This is a genomic window from Roseateles amylovorans (assembly GCF_025398155.2).
Classification (GTDB): domain Bacteria; phylum Pseudomonadota; class Gammaproteobacteria; order Burkholderiales; family Burkholderiaceae_C; genus Roseateles; species Roseateles amylovorans.
Genome location: NZ_CP104562.2, coordinates 2,225,895 through 2,246,832, shown reverse-complemented (window position 1 = coordinate 2,246,832; position 20,938 = coordinate 2,225,895). Strand labels below are relative to the sequence as shown.

Sequence of the window (20,938 nt, the reverse complement as noted above, 5' to 3'; positions counted from 1 at the left end):
TTCCAACGCCGCTCGGCGTGGTGGCATGCACCGGGGCGGGAGCGGCGCTGTGCGCTGCGACGAGCCGCATCACTGCCTCGACCGATGCCCTGCTTTCCCGGGACGCCACGTCCCGCGTGGATGCGTTCGACCCCGTCGGGCCGCCGCTCAGAATCAAGACGCGATCGCCCGCCCCCGTTCCGCTCCGCCCACCACGGGTTGAAGCGTGGCGGGGGCCAACAAGGGTCGATTCACCCGATCTGACACCACGGCGCTCAGACCGCCGTCCATCCACCGGAACAGGAGCTGCCCATGACGGAGCGTATCAATCGAGACATGGACAGGATCCCCGATGCGGCCTCCGCCGCCGCCAGCGGCACCATCAGCCAGACGGTGGTTGTCTCGATCACGCTGCCGGCGGTGGCCACCTCGGGCGCGCCCTCGCTCTTTCCGGCGCAGCCCTGCACCGAACTTCAGGTCAACAACGACACCGGCACTGCGCTGGAATACACCCGCGATGCCGGCCTCACCTGGGCCGCGCTGCTGCCCGGCATGGCGCGTCGCATCGTCGGGCTGACCGATGCGTCGCAACTCGGTTGGCGCCGCCGCGACTATGCGAAGGTCAGCGCCAGCTTGACCAACCGCAGCCTCACGGTGAACGGGCTGGCCCTCACCTCGACCGAGGTCTTCAGCCTGCTGAAGACCCTGCAGGTCCAGATCACCAACGGCGGCGGCGGCACCACGCTGGGCGCCAATGCAATTCAAGGCGTGGAGATCGTCAACACCAGCGCCAAGGACATCGTGGTGCGCACGCCCACCACCGCCACCAGCGGGGTCCGGCTGCGGGTGGGCCAGAGCCTGATGGTCGCCGGACTCAGCAACACCAACCAGATCAACCTGCGTCCGATCGACTCGGTGGCGGACGCCAATGCGGGCTACGTCACCGTCGAGTGCTTCACCGCCGGACTGCAGACCTCGCTGAACCTGCGCGCCGCGGCCGAGCAGCTCGGCGACAACACCCGCATTCCCATCGGCGAGCTGCACTATCCCAGCCAGCATCCCACGGTGCCGGCGGTCTATGTCGGCGAGCTGGCCGCAGGTCCACGACGCACCCTGCATGCGCGCGGCATCAAATTGGCCGACTTCACCACCGTGGCCGCGCTCACCAGCAATGCCGCCGCCCAATGCGCCGACATGACCGATGGCGAGATCTATCAGGGCGGCTCGGCCATCGAGTTCACCCAGACGGCGCCGGGCACCTACTTCTTCGGCTCCGCCGGCTTCCTCTGCGCTCAGGGCGTTGACTTGTCCGGCGGCAAAGGCATGGTCCGGGCGACCTTGTCCATGCCCATCGGCAGCAGCCGTTTCGACGCGGCCAACGCGCTGGCCAATCTCGGGCTGGACATCTTCTCCAGCGGCAATGCCGCCACTCCCCCAGCGGATTACCATGCCGCAGCCACGCTGGGCAGCGACCCACGCATCCTGTTCGCCACCACCGAGAAGGTGATGTACAGCTTCGCCTTCCCCATCGAGAAGTTCGCGCCGGTCGGCGCGGGGGCGACGTTGAGCACCATCCGATGGGCGAGGTTCCGACTGCAGACCGGTGCCGCGGGCAACGGCGCGAAGTTCCGGCCCCTGGCCATCGAGTTCGTCCCCAAGGCGCTGACCAAGGCGATCTGCATCTTCTCCATCGACGACCTCAACCGCGGCGCCTATCTCAACCTGCTGCCAGTGGTTTCGAAATACGGCTATCCGGTGGTCCTGTATGCCGACGCGGTGCGCGCGATGAGCGGCACCACCCTGACCGCCTCGGAACTGGCGGTCTTGCATCAGCGCCATGGCTGGCAGGTCGCCAACCAGAACTACCGGCTGGAGACCGGCCTTCAGGAGAACATGGAGCAGGTGATCGAGCAGCACAGCAAGTATTTCCTGGTCATGCGCTCGCTCGGCATCCAGGACATCCACGATTCCAGCCTGGGCAGCGCAGGCACCACCAACTTCCGCGGCGACAACTTCGCGGCGTTGCGGCGGATGCATCGGTCCTGCGCGCTGTTCCTCGGCGGCGCGCATGCGAATCCGCCGCTCGCCTGGGCCGAGACCGTGCCCTTCGGCGATCCCCACCGCATCGCGCGGATCAACATGAGCGGCTTCGACGCCGGCACGCTGCTGCAACGTTGGAAGGACCACCTGGACCAGGCCATCGCCCAGAAGGGGTTGGCGTACTTCGGCGGCCACAGTGAGTTCAATGCCAGCGGGGAAGCCTTGACCGCGCTTCCCGAGTTCATCGAGTATGTGCGGGCGGCCGAGTTGGCAGGTACCGTGGAGGTCCTGTCGCTCGCCCAGGCGATCGAGCGCGGCTATCCGCGCTGAAGCGCTGAAGGGCCGAAGCACGGACGCGCCGATCCGCTGGACGGCTGAAAGGCTGGAAGGCCAAAGCGGCGACGCCTCGACCACCCGATCAGCGGACCCGCTGACCGCCCGACCCCACGTTCATCAGGAGCCTCCATGACCACCATCCACGCCTGGGCCGCCACCGAGAAAGGCGGCCCGCTGCAGCGCTTCGACTTCGACAGCGGACCGTTGGGCGAGGAAGAGGTGGCGATCCGCGTCGAACACTGCGGCATCTGCCATTCCGACCTCGCGATGATCGACAGCGAGTGGTTCCCATCCACCTATCCGGTGGTGCCCGGCCATGAGGTCATCGGCGTCATCACCGAGGTCGGTGCGCGGGTGAAGGGGCGGCAGGTCGGCCAGCGGGTCGGCATTGGCTGGCACACCGGCAGCTGCATGCACTGCGGCTTCTGCCTGGGCGGGGAGCAGCATCTGTGCGGGCAGCGTCAGCCGACCATCATCGGTCGGCACGGCGGCTTTGCCGACCGCCTGCATGCCCACTGGGCCTGGGCGGTGCCGATTCCGGACAACCTGGATCCCGCCGCCGCCGGCCCGTTGATGTGCGGCGGCGGCACGGTCTTCCTGCCGTTCGTGCTGCATTCGATCAAGCCGACGGATCGGGTGGGCGTGGTCGGGATCGGCGGGCTGGGCCATCTGGCGGTGAAGTTCGCCCGCGCCTGGGGCTGCGAGGTCACCGCCTTCACCTCCTCCCCCTCCAAGCGCGAGGAGGCGCTGGCCCTGGGCGCGCACAAGACGCTGTCCAGCGTGGACACCAGCGAACTGAAGGCCGCCGCCGGATCGCTGGATTTCCTGCAGGTGACGGTCGGGGCCAGCTTGAACTGGGATGCGCTGATCGGCACGCTCGCCGCCAAGGGACGGTTCCACCTGGTCGGCGTGGTCACCGACAAGCTGCAGCTCAAGAGCGGCGGCCTGCTGTCCTGGCAGCGCAGCGTCTCCGCCTCGCCGACGCCGCCGCCCACCACGCTGGCCCGCATGCTGGAGTTCGCCGCGCGCCACCAGATCCTGCCGCAGGTGGAACGCTTCCCGATGAGCCGCGTCAATGAGGCGCTGGATCACCTTCGGGCCAACAAGGCCCGGTATCGGATCGTGCTGGATGCGGAAACGGACGGCGCCGCGGCATCCTGAGCAGTTCCGGAGACGTCCTCAACGCGCAGGCGCGCCCTGCGCCGCTGCGGTCGCGGTCGCTGGCGCTTCGGGCGGTGTCGACAAGGGCGACGGGGCGCCCGGCGGCGGCAGGTCCGCAACTGCTCCGGCCGCGTGCGCCGTCGGCTCCTCGGCGCCTGCGACTGGTGCGGCATGGACCACGCGCTGCGGGAACGGGATGTCGATCCCCAGCGCATTGAGTCGACGCAGGATCGCCAGATTCACCTCGGAGCGAACCCCGCCCTGCCCGTTGTGCGGATCGGAGATCCAGAAGCCGATCGTCAGCTCCAGGCCATCCGCCGCGAAGTTGCTCAAGGCGACCGAGGGCGCCGGCTCGCTGAGCACCCGCGGCACCTGCTGGATGCTCTCGACGAGCTGCGGGAACAGCGCATCCAGGTCGGTGCCGTAGGCGACCTGCACGACGGTCGACAGCCAGACCTGGGGATCCGCCAGCGAGAGGTTTTCCACCCGCGTGGTGATCAGGGATTCATTCGGAACAATCGACTCGCGGCCGTTGAGTGCGCGGATCACGGTGTAGCGGGTCTTGATGTCGGTGATCTTGCCCTCGAAGGTGTCGACCTTGACCATGTCACCGATGCGCAGCGAGCGTTCGGCCAGGATCATGAAGCCGGACACATAGTTGGCCGCGATCTTCTGCAGACCGAAGCCCAGGCCCACGCCCACCGCGCCGCCCAGCCAGGACAGCGCGCTCAGGTCCAGGCCCACCATGTTCAACGCCACCATCGCGCCGATGCCCAGCAGCAGCGTGCGGGTGAGGTTCACCGCGATCTTGCGCATCGACAGATCGGCCACCTTGCCCCGCAGCAGGCGCGACTCCACCACCGACGACAGCCACAGCACCACGATCATCACGCCGCCAACCTGGAGTGCGCCCTGCAGCAGGTCCAGCACCGTCGGCGTGGCCTGGCCCTTCTTGGCCAGGAAGGTCAGCGGATAGTGGTCCAGTTCCTCCAGCAGGATGGGGAGCACGCCCATGATCCAGAGGATGGAGCCCAGCCAGGCCACCCAGGACACGGACCGCTCCAGCAGGCGGATGCCGCGCGATTCCGGCATGGCCGCACGCAGCACCCGCGCCACCAGCCGGATCACCACCAGCGACAGCAGCACCGGGATCACCAGCCGGAACAAGGCGACCGGCTCGCCCAGATAGGGCATCAACCGCCGGGCGCCCAGCGCGAGCAGCAGCGCGATCACCGGGAACAGCACGCCGTCGAACACCCGTCGACCTAACAGCACCGATTGATGGCCCTGCGGCGACGGCGTCACATGCTTGCCGATGCGGAAGACGATCAGCCAGGAGAGCGCCAGGCAGGCGATCACCAGACCGACTTCGATCACCGCATTCGGGCGGGTGAGCGAGCTGAACAGCGATTGCAGCTCATGCAGGCTCAGGGTGTGGTTCAGCTGCTGGTTCAACGGCGTCAAGGGAATCTGAAGGGAATGGAGGGGGACGAAGAGTGTCGTCGCCCGCGGATCGGTTCGCCACCGATTTGGCGTATCGAACGGTAGAGGTCGGTGCCGGCGCGTTGGAAAGCGTCAACTTGCCGCCACACGCGCCGACAAGCATTGGAAAAATGTGTGTGCGAATGCGTGTCGGAATGCCGCATTTCCGGATCTTCGGAGCGCCGGTGTCGGCCGCCTCGGGGCGCGACTCAGACGCCGGCCAGGGTGCGCAGATGCACGCCCACACTGCGCGCCAACGCTCCCAGGTGGTAGCCGCCTTCCAGGCAGGACACGATGCGCCCCTTCGCATAGCGCGCGGCCACTTCCATGATGCGCAGCGTGATCCATTCATAGTCGGCCTCGACCAGACCCAGCTGCGCCAGCTCGTCCTCGCGATGCGCATCGAACCCGGCGGAGACGAAGATCATCTGCGGCTTGAAGCGCTCCAGCGCAGGCATCCACAGGCTCTCGATCATCTCCCGCACCTCGGCGCCGCGGGTGTAGGGCGGCACCGGCACATTGAGCATGTTGCTGCCCTTGGGCTCGCTGCCGCTGTAGGGATAGAGCGGGTCCTGGAAGATGCTGACCATCAGCACCCGGTCATCGCCGGCCAGGATGTCTTCGGTGCCGTTGCCGTGGTGCACATCGAAGTCCACCACCGCCACCCGGTCCAGGCCGCGCACATCCAGCGCATGGCGCGCCGCGACCGCCACATTGTTGAAGAAGCAAAAGCCCATCGCCTGGTCGCGGGTCGCATGGTGGCCGGGCGGGCGGACGGCGCAGAAGGCGTTCTCGGCCTCGCCGTCCAGCACCAGGTCGGTCGCCCGCACCGCAGCACCGGCCGCGCGCAGCGCGGCGGCCCAGGTGAAACCGTTGGCATAGGTGTCGGGATCAAGCGCCTTGACGGCCTGCGGGTCGCCCTGGGCTGCGGCCTGCTCCAGGCCCTCCAGCAAAGCCTTCATCTCGGCCACATAGACCGCTGCGTGGGCGCGCTCCAGGTCGTGGAGATCGACGCGCGGCGCCTCGTGTCGGCTGATCGCGGCATCCATGCCATGGGAGATCAGCCAGTCCTCGATCGCGTCCAGGCGCTGCGGGCATTCCGGATGGCCGGCGCCCATGTCGTGACGGTGGCAATCCTGGTGACTGAGGTATGCGGTAGCCATCTCTGAAGTGCCTTGATTTGCGTTATGGTGCGCTGATGGATTCCGAAGCTTCCTCGTCAGCCCCCATGCAGCTGTCTCCTACGCTGGCCGACTTGCGCCGGCAGATTAGCACGATCATCAAGGGCAAGCAGGCCCAGACGGACGACTGTCTGGCCTGTCTGCTGGCGGGCGGCCACCTGCTCATCGAAGACCTGCCCGGCGTGGGCAAGACGACGCTGGCGCATGTGCTGTCGATTTCACTCGGGCTGCGTTTCTCGCGGGTGCAGTTCACCACCGACCTGATGCCGTCCGATCTGCTCGGCGTCAGCGTCTACACCCCCGGCGCGGCCGCCACCGGCGGCGCGTCCTTCCAGTTCCACCCGGGCCCGGTCTTCAGCCAGGTGCTGCTGGCCGACGAGATCAACCGCGCCGGTCCCAAGACCCAGAGCGCGCTGCTCGAGGCGATGGAGGAATACCAGGTCAGCGTGGACGGCACCACCCATCCGCTGCCGCTGCCGTTCTTCGTCATCGCGACCCAGAACCCCAGCGAGCAGCTCGGCACGCATCCGCTGCCGGAGTCGCAACTGGACCGCTTCCTGATGTGCATCAGCCTGGGCTATCCGGATCGCCAGGCGGAGCGTGAACTGCTGATGGGCGAGGACAGCCGCGAACTGCTGCGCCACCTCAAGCCGGTGATGACGCCCGAGCAATTGCGCGAGCTGCAGCGGCAGGTGCTGAAGGTGCATGTCTCGCCCGCGCTGCTGGACTATCTGCAGGCGCTGCTGGAGGCCACCCGTTCCGGCGAATGGTTCCAGGAAGGGTTGAGCCCGCGCGCCGGCCTGGCCTTGCTGCGCGCAGCGCGTGCCAAGGCGCTGCTGAGCGGGCGCGACTATGTCTCGCCCGATGATGTCCAGGCCATCCTGCCCCAGACGATTGCCCATCGGCTGCGCCCGCGCGGCGGCAGCGCCCGGGGCGCCCGTGAGCAGGTGCGGGCCATGATGGCCGCGATCCCCCTGCCCTGACCCGCGAGAACGCCATGGCCCGTCGACGGATCCTTCCCGCCTGGCGGTGGCGCTGGCCCTGGCAGGACCGCTGGGACGCCTGGTGGCAGGCCCGCCATCCGCGCAGCGACACCACCGCGTTGGTCCAGCGCAACCTCTACATCCTGCCCAGCCGGCCGGGTGCGGCCTTCTGCGCCACCTTGCTGTTGCTGCTGCTGGCCTCGATCAACGACCAGCTCAGCCTCGGCTATCTGCTGACCTTCCTGCTGGCGGGCGCCGGGCTGGCCTCCATGCATGCCACCCATTCCAATCTGCGTGGGCTCAAGCTGGATCTGAAAACCCCGGCACCCGCCTTCGCCGGACAGCCGCTGCTGCTGGACATCCGGCTGCACAACGCGGGCGGGCAGCGGTATGGCGTCGGCCTTCGCCTGCCGGATGGCAGCTATGCGGACACCGCCTTCACCGACGTCCCGGCGCAAGGCCATTCGCAGCTGCATCTGCAGTTGAGCTTTCCCACCCGTGGCCGCCACGAGCTGCCGCTGCTGCGCATTGAATCGCGGTTCCCGCTCGGCCTATTCGGTGCCTGGAGCCTGTGGCGTCCCGCGGCGATCGCGTGGGTCTATCCCTCACCCGAGGTCGACGCGCCGGACGCCGGTGCCAGCGACGAAGGCCTGCCCCAAGGCCAAGGCCAACCGGGGCTGGGGGACGATCCCGGCCTGCGGCCTTATCGACACGGCGACTCGCCGCGTCAGATCCTCTGGAAGAAGTCCGCCATGGCACTGGCGCAACCGCAACCGCCGTCCGGCGGCATCAACAACGGCGCGGCGCCCCTGTTGGTGCGAGAGCGCCTGGGCAGTCGCGCCTCCGAGCAATGGCTGGACCTGGATGCCACCCGCGGGCTGCCCTTTGAGTCGCGGCTGTCCCGCCTGGCTGCCTGGGTGCAGCGCGCCGAAGAGGCGGGCCTGCCCTATGGCCTTCGCCTGCGCGAGCGCAGCCTGGCGCCGGACCTTGGCCCGGACCATTACCGCGCCTGCATGGAAGCGCTGACCTTGCTGGAGGACCGACCATGAGCCGCACCGGTCTCCTGGGCGGTGCACTGCCTGCCGGCCGCAGCCCGCTGCCGCGCGAGGCGCGCGACACCCTGTTCCTGCTGGCCATCATCACCGCGACCCTGGTGCCGCACGCCGGCCACCTGCCGTGGTGGTGCAGCGCGGTCACGCTGGCGGTGCTGGCCTGGCGCGCGCGTCTGGCCTGGCGCAGCGAAGCGTTGCCGGGCCGCTGGAGCCTGATCACCGTGCTGGCGGTGGTGATGGCGCTGACCTGGCTGAGCCATCGGACGCTGATCGGCCGCGAGGCGGGCATCACCATGCTGGCGATGCTGATGGCCTTGAAGACGCTGGAACTGCGCGCCCGGCGGGATGCGTTCGTCGTCTTCTTCCTCGGCTTCTTCCTGGTGCTGACCCAGTTCCTGTATTCGCAGTCGCTGCTGGTCGCGATCTGGACGCTGCTGTGCGTCTGGGCCTTGCTGTCCGCCCTGGTGCTGGCGCAGATGCCGCAAGGCGTGCCCAGCCTGAAGCTGGCGGCGCGCATCGCGGCCCGCAACACGCTCTACGGTCTGCCGGTGATGCTGGCGCTGTTCGTGCTGTTCCCGCGCCTGCCGCCGCTGTGGGGTCTGCCCAAGGATGCGGGCGCGCGCACCGGCTTGTCCGACACCATGGACTTCGGCACCTTCGCGGAAGTCAGCTCGGACGAAACCATCGCGATGCGCCTGCGCTTCGACGGCCGGCTGCCGCCGCAGTCCCAGCTGTACTTCCGGGCGCAGGTGCTGTCTCGCTTCGATGGCCGCACCTGGCACGCGTCGCGCGGCTACTGGCAGGCGCGCCAGGGGGATGTGGACCTGAGCGGCCCGACCTACCGCTACGAGGCCACGTTGGAGCCGCTGCGCGTCACCGTGCTGCCGATGCTGGACTTCAGCCCCGCGCCCGCCGGAGACCGGATGGACGCCGGCGGCATGATGCTGCAGCGCGGCGCCCAGGGTCAGTGGATAGCGCCCCGCCCCGTCACCGAGCGGCTGCGCTGGCGGCAAGAGGCCTGGCCGCTGGCACGCTGGGGGCTGATGGAGACGGTGGCGCAGTCGCAAGTGGACCTGGCCCTGCCGCCCACCCTCAATCCGCGGGCGAGCGCACTGGGTGCGCAGTTGAGGCAGCAGTTTCAATCGACGGAGGGTGACGCCCGCGCCACGGCCATCAGCGACGCCCTGCTCCGCCAGATCCGGCAGAACGGCTACAGCTACACGCTGAGTCCGGGCGTCTACGGCGAGTTCACGCCGCATCTGATCGACGAATTCTGGTTCGACCGCAAGCTCGGCTTCTGCGAGCACTTTGCCGCCGCCTATGTGGTGCTGATGCGCGCCGCCGGCGTGCCGGCCCGGGTGGTGACCGGCTTCCAGGGCGCCGACCTGGATCTGCAAGACGGCGACATGATCGTGCGCATGGCCCAGGCCCATGCCTGGGCGGAATACTGGACGGCGTCCCGCGGCTGGCAGCGGGTGGATCCCACCGCCGCGATTGCGCCGGAGCGGGTGCAGGGCCGTCGCCTGACCGTGCCGCCGGGCGCCATCGCCCAGGCCTTCGACAGCGTCAGCCCGGGGCTGCTGGGGCGTTTGCGATCCGGCTGGGAATTGATCAACAACCGCTGGCAGCAACGGGTGCTGAACTTCTCTGGCGGTGAACAGCTGGAGTTCCTCAAGCGCCTGGGGTTCCAGGATCCGGATTGGGGCGTGCTGGTGCAGCTGACCGGCATGCTGATGGTGGGTGTGGGGCTGATCGGCGCGGGCGTGGCGGCCTGGCATCGGCATCCACATGATCCGTGGTCTCGGCAGCGGGCCCGGGTGCGACGCGCGCTGGACCGTCTGGGCCTGCAGACCACCGACCAGGACACCCCCCGGCTGTGGGCCACACAGCTCCAGGCCCGCTTTGGCGACGCTGCGGCGCCGCTGGTGCAGGCGCTGTTGCATTTGGAATCGCTGCGCTATCGGCAGGACCGGCCGGTGGCCACGTCACAATGGCTGCGCGATTTTCTTGCGCAGTGCGCCGCACTGGCGAAGCAGCAGACGCAGTCCCCGGCGCGAGCCTGAAGGCGGCGCGTCGCTTGCCGTGTTGTTCCCAGACTTTCTTTCGTTCCCATCCGCATGACTGCTTCCCGCCGCCGCCTCCTGCTCACCACATCGATGACCGCCCTGGCGCCCGCGCTGGCCACCCTGGCCGCGTTGGCGATGCCGCTTCCCGCGCTGGCGGTGGAGGCGGGACACAAGAAGCCGCTGAAGCTGAATTCCGGCGCCAAGCCCAAGGTGCCGCCTGCGGCCTCGCCGGCCTTCGGCGAGCGGGCCGACCTGATGCAGTTTGCCGACCGCGAGGCCGCCGCCCTGGGCTACGAGCCCGGTGCCTTGCGCGCGCTGTTGGCACAGGCGCGGTTGCAGGCGTCGGTGCAGCGGCTGATCCTGCCCGGTGCACCGGGTCAGGCCAAGGACTGGGGCGCCTACCGCCAGCGTTTCATCGAACCCCGGCGCCTGCAAGCGGGCCTGGGCTTCTGGGCCGACAACGAGGCGGCCCTGGCGAAAGCCGAGGCCACCTACGGCGTGCCGGCGGAGATCATCGCCTCCATCATCGGCATCGAGACCTTCTACGGCCGCATCATGGGCGGCTACCGGGTGCTGGACGCGCTGACCACACTCGGCTTCGACTATCCCAATCCACTGCCACCCGGCGCCCGTGACCGCAGCGAGTACTTCCGCGACGAGCTGCGGCAGTTCCTGATCCTGTCGCGCGAAAACGGGCTGGATCCGCTGGCGATGAAGGGCTCCTACGCGGGCGCGATGGGCTGGGGTCAGTTCATGCCGGGAAGCTGGCGCCGGTTCGCCATCGACTTCGATGGCGATGGCCATGTTGACCTGATCAACAGCCAGGTCGATGCGATCGGTTCGGTCGCCAATTTCCTGAAAGCGCATGGCTGGCAGCGCGGGCTGCCCACCCACTACGAGGTGCAGCCGCCGGTGGACACCGCGGCCAAGGCGCAACTGCTGCTGAGCGACGTGCTGCCGCAGTTGGACGTCAACCAATTCCTCGCCGCGGGGGCGGACCTTTCGATTGCAGGGCTGGGCCATGTGGGGCCGCTGGCGCTGATCGAACTGCAGATGGGCGGCGCGGCGCCCGTGTATGTGGCGGGGACGAAGAACTTCTACACCGTCACACGCTACAACCAGAGCAGCTACTACGCGATGGCGGTGATTGAGTTTGCCAACACGCTGGCGAGTTGGCGGCGGGCGGGGACGAGTCAGCGTTCGGATTCAGGTGCGCCAGCAACGGCAGACGCGCCGGTGAAGGCCACGGCGTCGACTGCGGCTTCTGGTGCATTCGCAGCGTCGGCGCCCTCGGATGAGGGCGGTCGGTAGGTCGTCTCCCAGCCGAGCCAGCTGGGATTGAGCTGCGACGCCAAGGTCGATCTCTCGCGACCCACACCGCGCGGCGCCTCGCGATCCTGTTTCGCTGCCCCGCATTGCTGGTTCACGCGTCCAAAGGCGTCGCCAAAACCGCCGCCTATGATGGTTTCGCCCTGACCATCCTCTCAGCGGAGCCTCGCCCATGTTCAACCGTCTTCGCCCGATGGCGACTCTTGGACTACTCGCCGCCACATCGACGGGCGCCCTGGCAGACAGCGGAACATCAAACAGCGGTACAGCCAAGCTCGATGACACGGCCTGGCTCCAGATCGCGGCCTACCGTCCGCAGGTGCGCACATCGGTCCGTCTCGACAGCGGCGGCCAGCGCGGCACCGACCTTCGCGCCGAGGAGGATCTCGGCTTGCGGGACCATCCGTCGATGCCGGCCTTCCTTGTGGGGCTCCGGCTGGCTGAACGCTGGCGCGCCGAGTTCGAATACTTCGATCTGCGCCGCAGCCGACGTGAGCTGGCATTCCCGGGCGATGGCATCGAGTTCGGCGGTGGCACCTTCAATGCAGCCGTCGCCGCGCGCGTCGACATCCGGACCTTCCGGCTCAGCGGCGGCTACTCGCTTCTGAGAACGCCGACGTCCGAGGCCGGTCTCGTGCTGGGTGTCCATCTCACCAAGTTCGCCATGAGCATGGAAGGCGACGCCATCGTCAACGGCGTCGCGACCCCCTTCTTTCTGGAGAAGCGCAAGCGCGACGCACCGGCTCCGACGCTCGGCGCCTACGCGGCCCACGATTTCGCCTCGGGCTGGCTGGTGGACGGCCGCGTCGACCTGTTGAAGTTCAATGCCCGCGGCTATCGGGGCCATCTGGTCAATGCGCAGGCCAATATCCAGTACCGCGTCACGCGCCATGTCGGGCTGGGCGTGGGTTGGCGCTTGGACGACATGCAATTGGACGGCAACGGCAGTTCCTTCAAAGGCAGGCTGGACTACCGATTCAATGGCCCGCAGGTCTTCCTGAGGTTTGGCCTCTGAACCCGCCAAGCGGGCGCTGACGCATCTCCCACGAGGATTGGACTCACGATGAAGCACCTCACCGTCTGTCTCGCATGGGCGCTGCTGCTGGCCGGCTGTGCCAACGTGCAGCAGAGCCGTCCCTTGCAAGCCGATCTGGCCGGAAAGGGCCTGCAGCTCACACGCGCGCTGCCGTCGCCACTGCCTGCGGGCTCGGCGGCGATCCCAGGCACGCAATACATCATCGTCAGCGCGGGGTCGACGGTGGCGCAGTTGGTCGACATGCTCAACCCGATTCCCTTCGTCGGCGGTCTGGCGGAGGACGAGATGCGCAAGCGTCAGGCCAGCGGCTATCGGTCGCACTATGCGCAGGTCGACCCCTTCGCCATTGCGACGGCGCAACTGGCAGGGTCGCCCCTGCTGAGCGGGCAGTCAGGTGCCCTGCCCCTCAAGCCACTCGTGTACATCATGGAGGGCTCGGATGCCCGATGGCGCCTGAGCCTCGTCTTCCGCGTGGAGGCGCCGAACTGGGTCGGCCGCTTCATGTATCACCTGCCAACGACCTACAGCAGCGAGGAGATGGCGTCCGCGTCGTCGTCCACCGTCGACACGCTGCGCCAGGAGATCGCGGCGGGCAGCGACGTGCTTCGGCAATTGATGGAAAGGGACGCACGCGGGGAACTCAAAGGCTCCGGCACCCAGGCTGAATTTGGCAGCCTCTACATCATCGGCCGCGATCTGGCGGGCGTCGTTTCCGCCAGCCGCCTCCCGTTTGGCAAGGCTGAAATCATCGAGGAAGGGCCGGATTACATGGTGCTGCGCGCCAGCGGCGATCTGCACGCCGATGCGGCCACCGGAGCCCTGGCGTATGGGGTGCACTACTTTCGCCGGGAGCAGTTGAATGAGTTCAGGAAGAAGCCGTAGGAGACGGGGTGGAAAGGCGTTGAACAGGTTGTTCTGGACGCGCGCACTGGGTTCCGCCGGCGACGTTGCCTTGCGTCAATTCTTGCGGGCGGTCATTTGCAGGAGCCCGAATGCCAGGCTGGTTGGTCAGGGGTGACGGGGACCAGCCGCCGTTCTGCGCCCTCCTCGGCCATACAGAACGTGCCCACATAGCCCATGGTCGGATCGGAGCTATCCGACTGGCTGACGTTCATCGAAACGCTGTAGACCCGGCCCGCCTTGAGCGCCGCTGGATCCGTTGAGGTGGTACCTGGCGCGGTCTGACCATAGCCAAAGCACGTGCCAGCGGTAATGGGGATGCCATCGGGCGACACTGACTGGAACTCCCAGACCGAGGTGACCGGTTTCTCGGAGGCATCAGAGACGACCAGCGCCTGAAATCGCTGTTTCGGGTCTCGTTTCCAGTCTTTCGCTGTCATCGAGAAGCAGGGCCGTCCATCCCTCAGGCTCACCTCGACAGGTCCCATCCTGGAGCTGGCCGCCACGGGTGGGACCAATACGGCCAGGCAAATGAAGGCGATTAGCTCAGGGTAGGTGCGCATGGTCTGACGGTTTGGCCAAAGAGTCGCCGAGGGTGTCCTCAAACAGCGGAGTTGGTTTTCATACTCGCGCCGAGTCATTTTCCTAGCCAACCCCCTGGAAGACCCATGAGTACTGGTCTGTCGACAGGGGCTCGAAATGCTGTCCGCGTCCCAGACCGGCCTTGCGCCGGACCCGATCAAGGACTTTCGAACCTTCTGCCGGTAGTGGTCGTGTTGCGCGTTGAGACTGTTGGGCCCACGCTCACGCTTCTGGACCACCGCAGACGGGGCTTGCCTGCGGGCAGGTGCCGGGCTTCCGTGAACTTCTGAAGAAGTTGTGAAGGAAAGCAAGAGGAATGTGCCATGGAGCTATCGGCTCGGGGGGGGCCTGTCGCAGAAGGGCAGCGGGTCCTCGATGACTTTCGGACACAGGAGGGCCGCAGACCAGTTCTAGACTGTGCGCAACAAAATTCATCGCAGGGAGTGCGATTCCATGGCCGAGAAGAAGAAGCCCCCTCCGCCCTATGACGGCGAGGAACTGAGCATGTGCCTGCCCCAGGCATTTGACTGGGCCCACACGACGGCAGTCGTCGTCAGCGGCGACAGCTGGAATCCGTGTGGCCACATGCTGCTCAAGGTGGGCGACGGCGCCCCCTTCTATTTCCACGTCGCGGGCCCGTACATGCGCCCCCAATACATGCGGGAGCTCGACTTCCGCCGCTACCTGCGCGAAAGCCGCAAGACGGTTCTGTCGCAGCGCCCGGTGAAGATCACCAAGCCCGACGCCGCCCAATTCAAGCTCGACCAGTTGATGTCCAAGAAGTGGCTATGGCTCATGGCGCCAAACAACTGCGCAAGCTTCCTCGAAGAGATCGTTCAGGCCGGCGGCAGCACCGCAGGTCTCTACCTCAACTGCCCCACGCTGGAGCGCTTCAAGTGAAGCGAGCCTTTCTCCTCATCTTGTCTGTCGCGGTACCGCTCGCGTGCGCGTTCGTGGGCATGCTGATCATCCTGCTGTCGAACCCTCAGGTGAACATTGACGAGGGCTGGCGGCTGGGTTGGATCGGATTGGCCAGCGGGCTGGCCGTGGGTTGCGCCCTAGTGTGGATGTTCTGGCGGCGACGTCGTGCCAAATGATGGTCAGGGCGGCTGGAGCGTTGTGGCTCTATGCCATCCGTGCGTGGCAAAGGCCCTTGACGTTGCCCCCCCGCCCCTCACCCGAGCGGAAGCTCCCCCATTAGCTCCTAGCCTTCCTCACGAGCTTTTGCAATGCCTGTCGAAGCGGCAGGATCTTGCCATCGGCCGCCTTGGTCTTCAGCGCCGACGCCAGCTCGGGCACCTCGCGCGCGCCCTTCGCATCCGATTCAAAAACCAGCGCCTGCGCGCCAGCGCCATGCACTTGGAGCACCACCAAGAACCACGACGCAGCGCCTTGTTGGAATGCCGAGGTAGCCACCACACGCTCGCAGGGATGGCCCACCTTCAACGAAGGAGCTGGCCCCTCGGGCGTGCCGACCGAGAACTGACATTGGCCCCCAGGCTGCTGGGAAACGGCCAGGTAGCCGCCCGGCGTGGTCGCGGTGTGCTCCTGCAGCGCGCGGGCACCCTGCTCCGCTTCCGCCTGATTGGCCCACCGCGCTCGCAGCCAGGCCGCCACCTGCGTGAGCGGCTGGGTGGCGTCGGGTGCGGTTGTCGCGGAGAGATCGTCCCGCGCCTGCGGCACACCGCCGGCATCAAGCAGCAGCATGTCGTTCAGGCTGATGTCCTCACGGGTGTCCTTTTGCTTCACCCGAAGCAGCAGGAAGCGCTGTTGGCCCTGCCGAAGCACCATGGCGGCCGGCACACCGATGCACTGCGGGAAGTCGCTTCCCTCATCGGGCTCCACCAGCGACACCACCTGTCTACCGGACGCGACCAACAGGCCGCACGAAGGCGCTGAGGCACCAGGACCGAAATAGAAGCGCACAGGCGGTGCATCCGTCGGCCAGGTGCGGGCCGGTGGACCGGCGAACCCGCTGTCGAACCTGAGGGACGCCGCATCACGGAGATCCGCCTGGGCGTGACCGACCGTCGGAAGGGCGGCCAGCGCCAGCAAAGAGGAGGCAGCGATCGCAAGTCGAGACATCGTGTGAATCATTTGACTCCAGATTAACGTCCTCGGTCACCTCATCACCGTCTTCCGCATCCACCAACGCCATCGGCGGTCGCAACCAATACCGTCTCCGCCGCGACCGTTCGCACCCCAGTTCCGGCGCCTGTGTCGCCAGCGGTCCATCGCTGCGCCATTGCCAGGCGCCGCAATCCACGGTGTTGAGCCAGGTCGTGCCGAGGGCCCGATAACGCGCCACCACCTCCTCCCGAGGGTGGCCGAAGCGGTTCAGATACCCCGACTGCGCCACCGCGACCCGCGGCCCCACCGCCCGCACAAACGCCAGCGACGACGACGTCTTGCTGCCGTGATGCGGCACCACCATCACCTCCGCACGCAGCCCGCTCGGCACCGCCTCATCGCCCTCATCGGCCTCATCGCCCACCGGTCCGTCGACGGCGCGCCCATCGGCATCCGCACGTCGCTCACTCAGTTCGCCGGCGCCCTGCCCATCCCCGTACAGCCTCAGCAGCCGCCGCTCCCGTGCGATGTCGATGTCCCCGGTCAGCAGCACGCGTCGCCCGCCCGCCTCCGCCATCAGCACGCAGGACGATCCATTGCGACGTCGATCGGTGGCCTCATCCGCTTCGCCCGCTTCGGGTGAGAGCACCTCGAAGCGAACGCCGTCCCAGGTCCACGCCTCGCCACGCACGCAAGGCTGGGCGCCCCGCACCGCACCTCGCCGTCGGGCCACTGGCAGCCCGTCCAGCACGCTGGCGGCGCCGCCGGCATGGTCCTGGTCTGCATGGCTGACCATCAGCAGATCCACGCGCCGGTCGCCCAGGCCGCGCAGCAATGGCAGCAACACCCGATCGCCGGCATCCGCGCCGGGGCCCCATCGCGGGCCGGCGTCAAACAGCAGCGTATGGCGATGCGTGCGCAGCACCGCCGCGCCGCCCTGCCCCACATCCGGCACCCAGAGTTCCAGCACGCCCGGCGGTGGACGCGGCGTTTGAGGCCACAGCAGCGGCAAGGCCAGCGCAACGCCGCACAGCCGCCAGGTCCAGGCCCACGGCAATGCGGCGATCACCCCACCGACCAAGCCGAGCGCCTGCGCCCAAACAGGCGCCCAGGGCAGATGCCACACGGCCAGCGGCAGCCCGCGCAGTGCCTCCAGAAAGGCATGAAGACCCGCCACCATCCAGGCGCCGACGGTCCACAGCGGCGCCCAGACCGCGCCCAGCATTGCCATCGGCGTGATGACATACGACACCCATGGAATCGCCACTGCATTGGCCAGCAGGCCGATGATCGACAACTGCTGGAACAGCAGCAGCGTCAGCGGGGCCAGGCCCAGCGTGATCGTCCATTGCGCGCGAACGGTCGATGCCAGCGCCCCCGACAGGCCCGGCTCGGCCGGCACGCCGCTGGCCATCAGCAAGGCCACCGCGCAAAACGACAGCCAGAACCCCGGCTGGGTCAGCGCCCAAGGGTCCATCAATCCGACCGCCAGCGCCGCCACCGCCAGGCTCAGGCCCCACGGCCAGCGCACCCCGACCTGCCGCAGCACCGACAGCGTCAGCACCAGACCGAAGGTGCGCTGGGCCGGCACACCCCAGCCGGAGAACACCGCATACAGCCCGGCCGCCACGGTGCCGATCCACATCGCCGCGCGCGGTGCCGGGCAGTGCAGACACAGCCAACTGCTGCGCCGCCAGAGCCGCCCGCCCAGCAGGCCGGCCAGCCACGAAAACATGGTCACATGCAGGCCACTCACCGACAGCAGGTGCGAGACACCGGTATCCCGGTAGAGCGACCAGTCGGTGGGTCGCACGGTCGTCGTGCGTAATTGAGTCCAACCTGCGTAATAGGTTGGCTGCAATCGCCGAAGCGAATTATGTTGGCCGCTATGCCATCCCGGCACTGCCCCAACACCGCTCGGAAAGTTGACCGCTAAGCGCTCGCCGCAGCCCAACTCTCCTCTGAAGCCATCGACTAGGCCCGTCCGGAATTACGCACTCTGATGGTCTCAAGTGCTCACAAATTAAGCGACCACTACTGCCTAATTTTTAAGCACCCGTTTTGCCCCCCAATTACGCAGCCGACACCTCCCTAGGAGAAAACCCGCGTGCGTAATTGAGTCCAAAGTTCTGAGGGCTCTGCGTAATTGGGATGCCAGCAATCCTTCTCGGCACCCCAATTCAGTTGCGACGCCACGTTATCAGACCGGCCGCCTCCGCGGCAACGCGGTCTGCGGCGGGGCCGAATCAGACCGGCATCGCCTTGACATCAATCCACAGCTCAGGCTGGTCCAACCGCGGATGCGACTTCACTCGCAGCGTGAGCAGCAGGTCCTCGCTAAGACCCCAGCGCTGCATTTCGGCCCATCCTTGGTAAAGCGGATTGGCCTCATGGTCCAGACCCTCGGCCATGTTCACCGGCCAGCATGCCTTTTGCACCACGTGCACTGCCTCCTGCTCCGCCACCTCTGCGTTCCAACGAGCGCCGCCGAAGAGCATCGAGAACGAGCCCGAGCACTTCTTGCTCATCACATGGTTGTTGATGTCATCGTGACCTGCTCGGGAATTTCGAGACAGTAGTTCCTAGAAGACGGCGGGTTGCGGGTCTTGACGGAGTTGCAGCTTGAACTCCGTCGGGGTCAAGTATTGCAGGCTGCTGTGCGGCCTGACCTCGTTGTAGTGCTGACGCCAGGACTCGATGACGACCTTGGCCTCACGGCGCGAGCGGAACCATTCGACCGACAGGCACTCGTCGCGGAACTTGCCGTTGAAGCTCTCGTCGGTACCGTTCTGCCAGGGCTTGCCCGGGTCGTTGAGCACGGTCGCGATTCCGGCGCCGGCGATCCATTCCAGGATGGCCATGCTAACGAACTCCGGCCCGTTGTCCGAACGCATGAACAGCGGCGCTCCGTGCACGCTCACCAGCCGTGATAGCACCTCGATCACGCGCTTGGATCGGATGGAGCCGGCCACGTCGATGGCCAGGCAATCACGCGTGTACTCGTCGATGACGGTCAGGCATTTGAGCTGCTGGCCGGTGGCCGTGGTGTCGAAGACGAAGTCATAGGCCCAGACCATGTTGGCCTTGAACGGCATGTGCACGCGCGGCCGCTTGGAGGTAATGCGCTTGCGCGAGCGCTTCCTGGGCACCAGCAGACCCGCCTGTCGCCACAGCCGATGCGTGCGCGACCAGCTCAGTTCGAATCCGCGTCGGCGCAGGAAGATGCGGATGCGCCGGTAACCGTAGCGTGGGTACTGGGCCGACAACTCCTTCATCGCCTCGATCACTGGCGCATCCTTGGCCAGCATGCGCGGCTTGTAGCTGGGCGTGGCCCGGGACATGCCGACGAGCCCGCAAGCCCGACGCAGACTCAGGCCGCGCTCGCGAGCGAAGGCGACCTGGGCGCGTCGAGCCGGCGGGCTCACCATTTTTTTGCGTTGATCTCCTTCAGGACCTCGATGTCCAGATCACGCTCAGCCAGCAGCTTCTTGAGCCGGCTGTTCTCCAGCTCCAGGGCCTTCAAGCGCTTGACGTCAGCCACTTCAAGCTGGCCGAAGTGCTTGCGCCAAGCGTAGATCGTGGGCTCGCTGACCTTGTGCTTCTTGGCCGCTTCCGCCACCGTGGTGCGGTCTGCCTCGCGCAGGATCGCCACCATCTGCTCTTCCGTGAATCGACTCTTTCTCATGGGCTCCTCTTGGGATGGAGCCATCTTCTCTGGAAATCAACGTCTCGGAGAAACCGGGCAGGTCAGTTCGGGGTAGGCAAACGTGTGCATCACCACGCACCTTTGCGAACGTCGAAAGTTGTTCACGGGTGGCCGCTATCGTCGCCGCAGTCGTGACGGTGGCACAATGGGCGCTACCAATGCAGGCATCAAGCAGCCGCTGCGCGATTAAAGTGCGCCTAACCGTGATACTGACCGCGGTGCTAGAGAGCTCTAAGTTTTGATACCTAGCCGCTTGGCGTGTGCCGCCACTCGGGCGCGAGAGTCCTCGGCCCCTTTCCCTGTAGTCCGCAGCCCTTTGCCAAGCCCCTTGTTCCGAACCGCTCGACTACTGAGCTCCTGGTGTGGACCAGCGTAGCCATCCACTCGGTCCAAGGTTCCCCGAATGTTGTCTGCTGCTGTGATGGTCGCGGTAGCTGGGTCTACGGGCACGACACCGCCAGATGTCCACTTCAGCCAGCCATGCTGCTCAGTGCGGAACACCAAGCTGCCGCCGTTGGCGATGCGCAAGGGCTGAGTAATGCTGCCGGTGCGGGTGAACTTCGTGCCACTGTTGAGGCCATAGAAAGCAGGCAGGCAGAAGTCGCACAGGAACACGTCGTCAAACGGGGAGAGCTTGTACGCATGGGTCAGGTCCTGGCATGGGTCGCAAACTTCCATCAAGTATTGCGCTGGTATGGCCCCAGTGCCGGGAGCCATGCCGTTTGCGACTCGGTTGCCACCTGGGTCGACCAGCATCTCGAGCACTTCGTGACTCACAGCGTAGGCCCACAACGAATCGTTGGGTCTGAACTGCACGACTGCGTAGGAGCCTATTGGCCGATTCGGCGGGTCGCCCGGCTTTGCCGGCGGAACGTGCATCCCCGCGCGTCCTCCGGCATCAGCTACTACGAGGACGAAAAGTGAACTCGCGGGTGCCGCTGCCATGCTGGGATAGAACATCACCGTCGCAGGCGGCACGTCAAAATTCAGCCATGTCGTGTAGAGCTCCATGACCTGCGCTTGGACAGCAGCAGC

The 20,938-nt window shown here is 66.8% G+C and carries 18 protein-coding genes; 10 read left to right on the top strand and 8 right to left on the bottom strand.

Translation table 11 applies throughout. The features are described 5' to 3' along the window. The first annotated feature begins 291 nt into the window (after positions 1 to 291). Together N4261_RS09625 and ahr are read left to right on the top strand one after the other, a co-directional pair. Entirely contained in the window at positions 292 to 2,349 is a 2,058-nt protein-coding gene (locus N4261_RS09625; protein WP_261759937.1) for a polysaccharide deacetylase family protein, read from the top strand. Positions 2,350 to 2,484: 135 nt separating this feature from the next. Then, positions 2,485 to 3,516 carry an NADPH-dependent aldehyde reductase Ahr gene (gene ahr / locus N4261_RS09620; protein ID WP_261759936.1) on the top strand — a complete coding sequence of 344 codons (1,032 nt, stop codon included), beginning with the start codon at positions 2,485 to 2,487 and terminating at the stop codon, positions 3,514 to 3,516. A gap of 18 nt (positions 3,517 to 3,534) precedes the next feature. Here the strand turns inward: ahr and N4261_RS09615 are convergent, their stop codons facing one another. Both N4261_RS09615 and N4261_RS09610 read right to left on the bottom strand, forming a co-directional pair. Further along, positions 3,535 to 4,980, bottom strand: a complete 1,446-nt coding sequence (locus N4261_RS09615; RefSeq protein ID WP_354005407.1) for a mechanosensitive ion channel family protein — start codon at positions 4,978 to 4,980, stop codon at positions 3,535 to 3,537. A gap of 227 nt (positions 4,981 to 5,207) precedes the next feature. Continuing rightward, the gene (locus tag N4261_RS09610) at positions 5,208 to 6,161 is read right to left on the bottom strand and encodes a histone deacetylase family protein (RefSeq protein ID WP_261759935.1); all 954 of its coding nucleotides are present in this window, start codon (positions 6,159 to 6,161) and stop codon (positions 5,208 to 5,210) included. Positions 6,162 to 6,226: 65 nt separating this feature from the next. On the opposite strand from N4261_RS09610, the gene N4261_RS09605 reads away from it, so the two are divergent. The 6 genes from N4261_RS09605 (at position 6,227) to N4261_RS09580 (ending at position 13,527) form a co-directional block, all read left to right on the top strand. Continuing rightward, positions 6,227 to 7,162, top strand: coding sequence for an AAA family ATPase (locus N4261_RS09605; protein ID WP_261759934.1), 936 nt, complete (start codon positions 6,227 to 6,229; stop codon positions 7,160 to 7,162). A gap of 14 nt (positions 7,163 to 7,176) precedes the next feature. Then, positions 7,177 to 8,211 carry a DUF58 domain-containing protein gene (locus tag N4261_RS09600; RefSeq protein WP_261759933.1) on the top strand — a complete coding sequence of 345 codons (1,035 nt, stop codon included), beginning with the start codon at positions 7,177 to 7,179 and terminating at the stop codon, positions 8,209 to 8,211. Beyond that, complete coding sequence (locus N4261_RS09595) at positions 8,208 to 10,277, top strand: transglutaminase TgpA family protein (protein ID WP_261759932.1); 2,070 nt, start codon at positions 8,208 to 8,210, stop codon at positions 10,275 to 10,277. Before N4261_RS09600 ends, N4261_RS09595 begins: the two co-directional genes overlap by 4 nt. 54 nt (positions 10,278 to 10,331) lie before the next feature. Then, positions 10,332 to 11,591 carry a lytic murein transglycosylase B gene (mltB, locus tag N4261_RS09590; protein WP_261759931.1) on the top strand — a complete coding sequence of 420 codons (1,260 nt, stop codon included), beginning with the start codon at positions 10,332 to 10,334 and terminating at the stop codon, positions 11,589 to 11,591. Positions 11,592 to 11,781: 190 nt separating this feature from the next. Beyond that, complete coding sequence (locus N4261_RS09585; RefSeq protein WP_261759930.1) at positions 11,782 to 12,624, top strand: hypothetical protein; 843 nt, start codon at positions 11,782 to 11,784, stop codon at positions 12,622 to 12,624. 48 nt (positions 12,625 to 12,672) lie between these two features. Beyond that, positions 12,673 to 13,527 carry a hypothetical protein gene (locus N4261_RS09580; RefSeq protein WP_261759929.1) on the top strand — a complete coding sequence of 285 codons (855 nt, stop codon included), beginning with the start codon at positions 12,673 to 12,675 and terminating at the stop codon, positions 13,525 to 13,527. 92 nt (positions 13,528 to 13,619) lie between these two features. Here N4261_RS09580 and N4261_RS09575 read toward each other — a convergent pair whose 3' ends face one another. Further along, a complete protein-coding gene (locus tag N4261_RS09575) occupies positions 13,620 to 14,108 on the bottom strand; it encodes a hypothetical protein (RefSeq protein ID WP_261759928.1) in 489 nt (162 codons plus the stop codon). 472 nt (positions 14,109 to 14,580) lie between these two features. Between N4261_RS09575 and N4261_RS09570 the strand changes: the two genes are divergently transcribed. Both N4261_RS09570 and N4261_RS09565 read left to right on the top strand, forming a co-directional pair. Further along, entirely contained in the window at positions 14,581 to 15,027 is a 447-nt protein-coding gene (locus N4261_RS09570) for a hypothetical protein (protein ID WP_261759927.1), read from the top strand. Then, positions 15,024 to 15,224 (top strand): hypothetical protein, encoded by a 201-nt coding sequence (locus N4261_RS09565; RefSeq protein WP_261759926.1) that lies wholly within the window; start codon positions 15,024 to 15,026, stop codon positions 15,222 to 15,224. Before N4261_RS09570 ends, N4261_RS09565 begins: the two co-directional genes overlap by 4 nt. 100 nt (positions 15,225 to 15,324) lie before the next feature. Here the strand turns inward: N4261_RS09565 and N4261_RS09560 are convergent, their stop codons facing one another. The 5 genes from N4261_RS09560 to N4261_RS09540 form a co-directional block, all read right to left on the bottom strand. After that, a complete protein-coding gene (locus N4261_RS09560) occupies positions 15,325 to 16,212 on the bottom strand; it encodes a hypothetical protein (protein ID WP_261759925.1) in 888 nt (295 codons plus the stop codon). After that, complete coding sequence (locus N4261_RS09555; RefSeq protein ID WP_261759924.1) at positions 16,127 to 18,010, bottom strand: DNA internalization-related competence protein ComEC/Rec2; 1,884 nt, start codon at positions 18,008 to 18,010, stop codon at positions 16,127 to 16,129. Before N4261_RS09555 ends, N4261_RS09560 begins: the two co-directional genes overlap by 86 nt. A gap of 433 nt (positions 18,011 to 18,443) precedes the next feature. Then, complete coding sequence (locus tag N4261_RS09550) at positions 18,444 to 18,725, bottom strand: hypothetical protein (protein WP_261759923.1); 282 nt, start codon at positions 18,723 to 18,725, stop codon at positions 18,444 to 18,446. A 54-nt stretch (positions 18,726 to 18,779) separates the two neighbouring features. Continuing rightward, positions 18,780 to 19,882 (bottom strand): IS3 family transposase gene (locus N4261_RS09545; protein ID WP_261759922.1). Its coding sequence is split into 2 segments (ribosomal slippage): positions 18,780 to 19,624 and positions 19,624 to 19,882, totalling 1,104 coding nucleotides; the frame shifts between segments, so codons are not numbered across the junction. Between the two features lie 252 nt (positions 19,883 to 20,134). Beyond that, positions 20,135 to 20,914, bottom strand: a complete 780-nt coding sequence (locus tag N4261_RS09540; RefSeq protein WP_261759921.1) for a hypothetical protein — start codon at positions 20,912 to 20,914, stop codon at positions 20,135 to 20,137. Between the last annotated feature and the right edge of the window lie 24 nt (positions 20,915 to 20,938).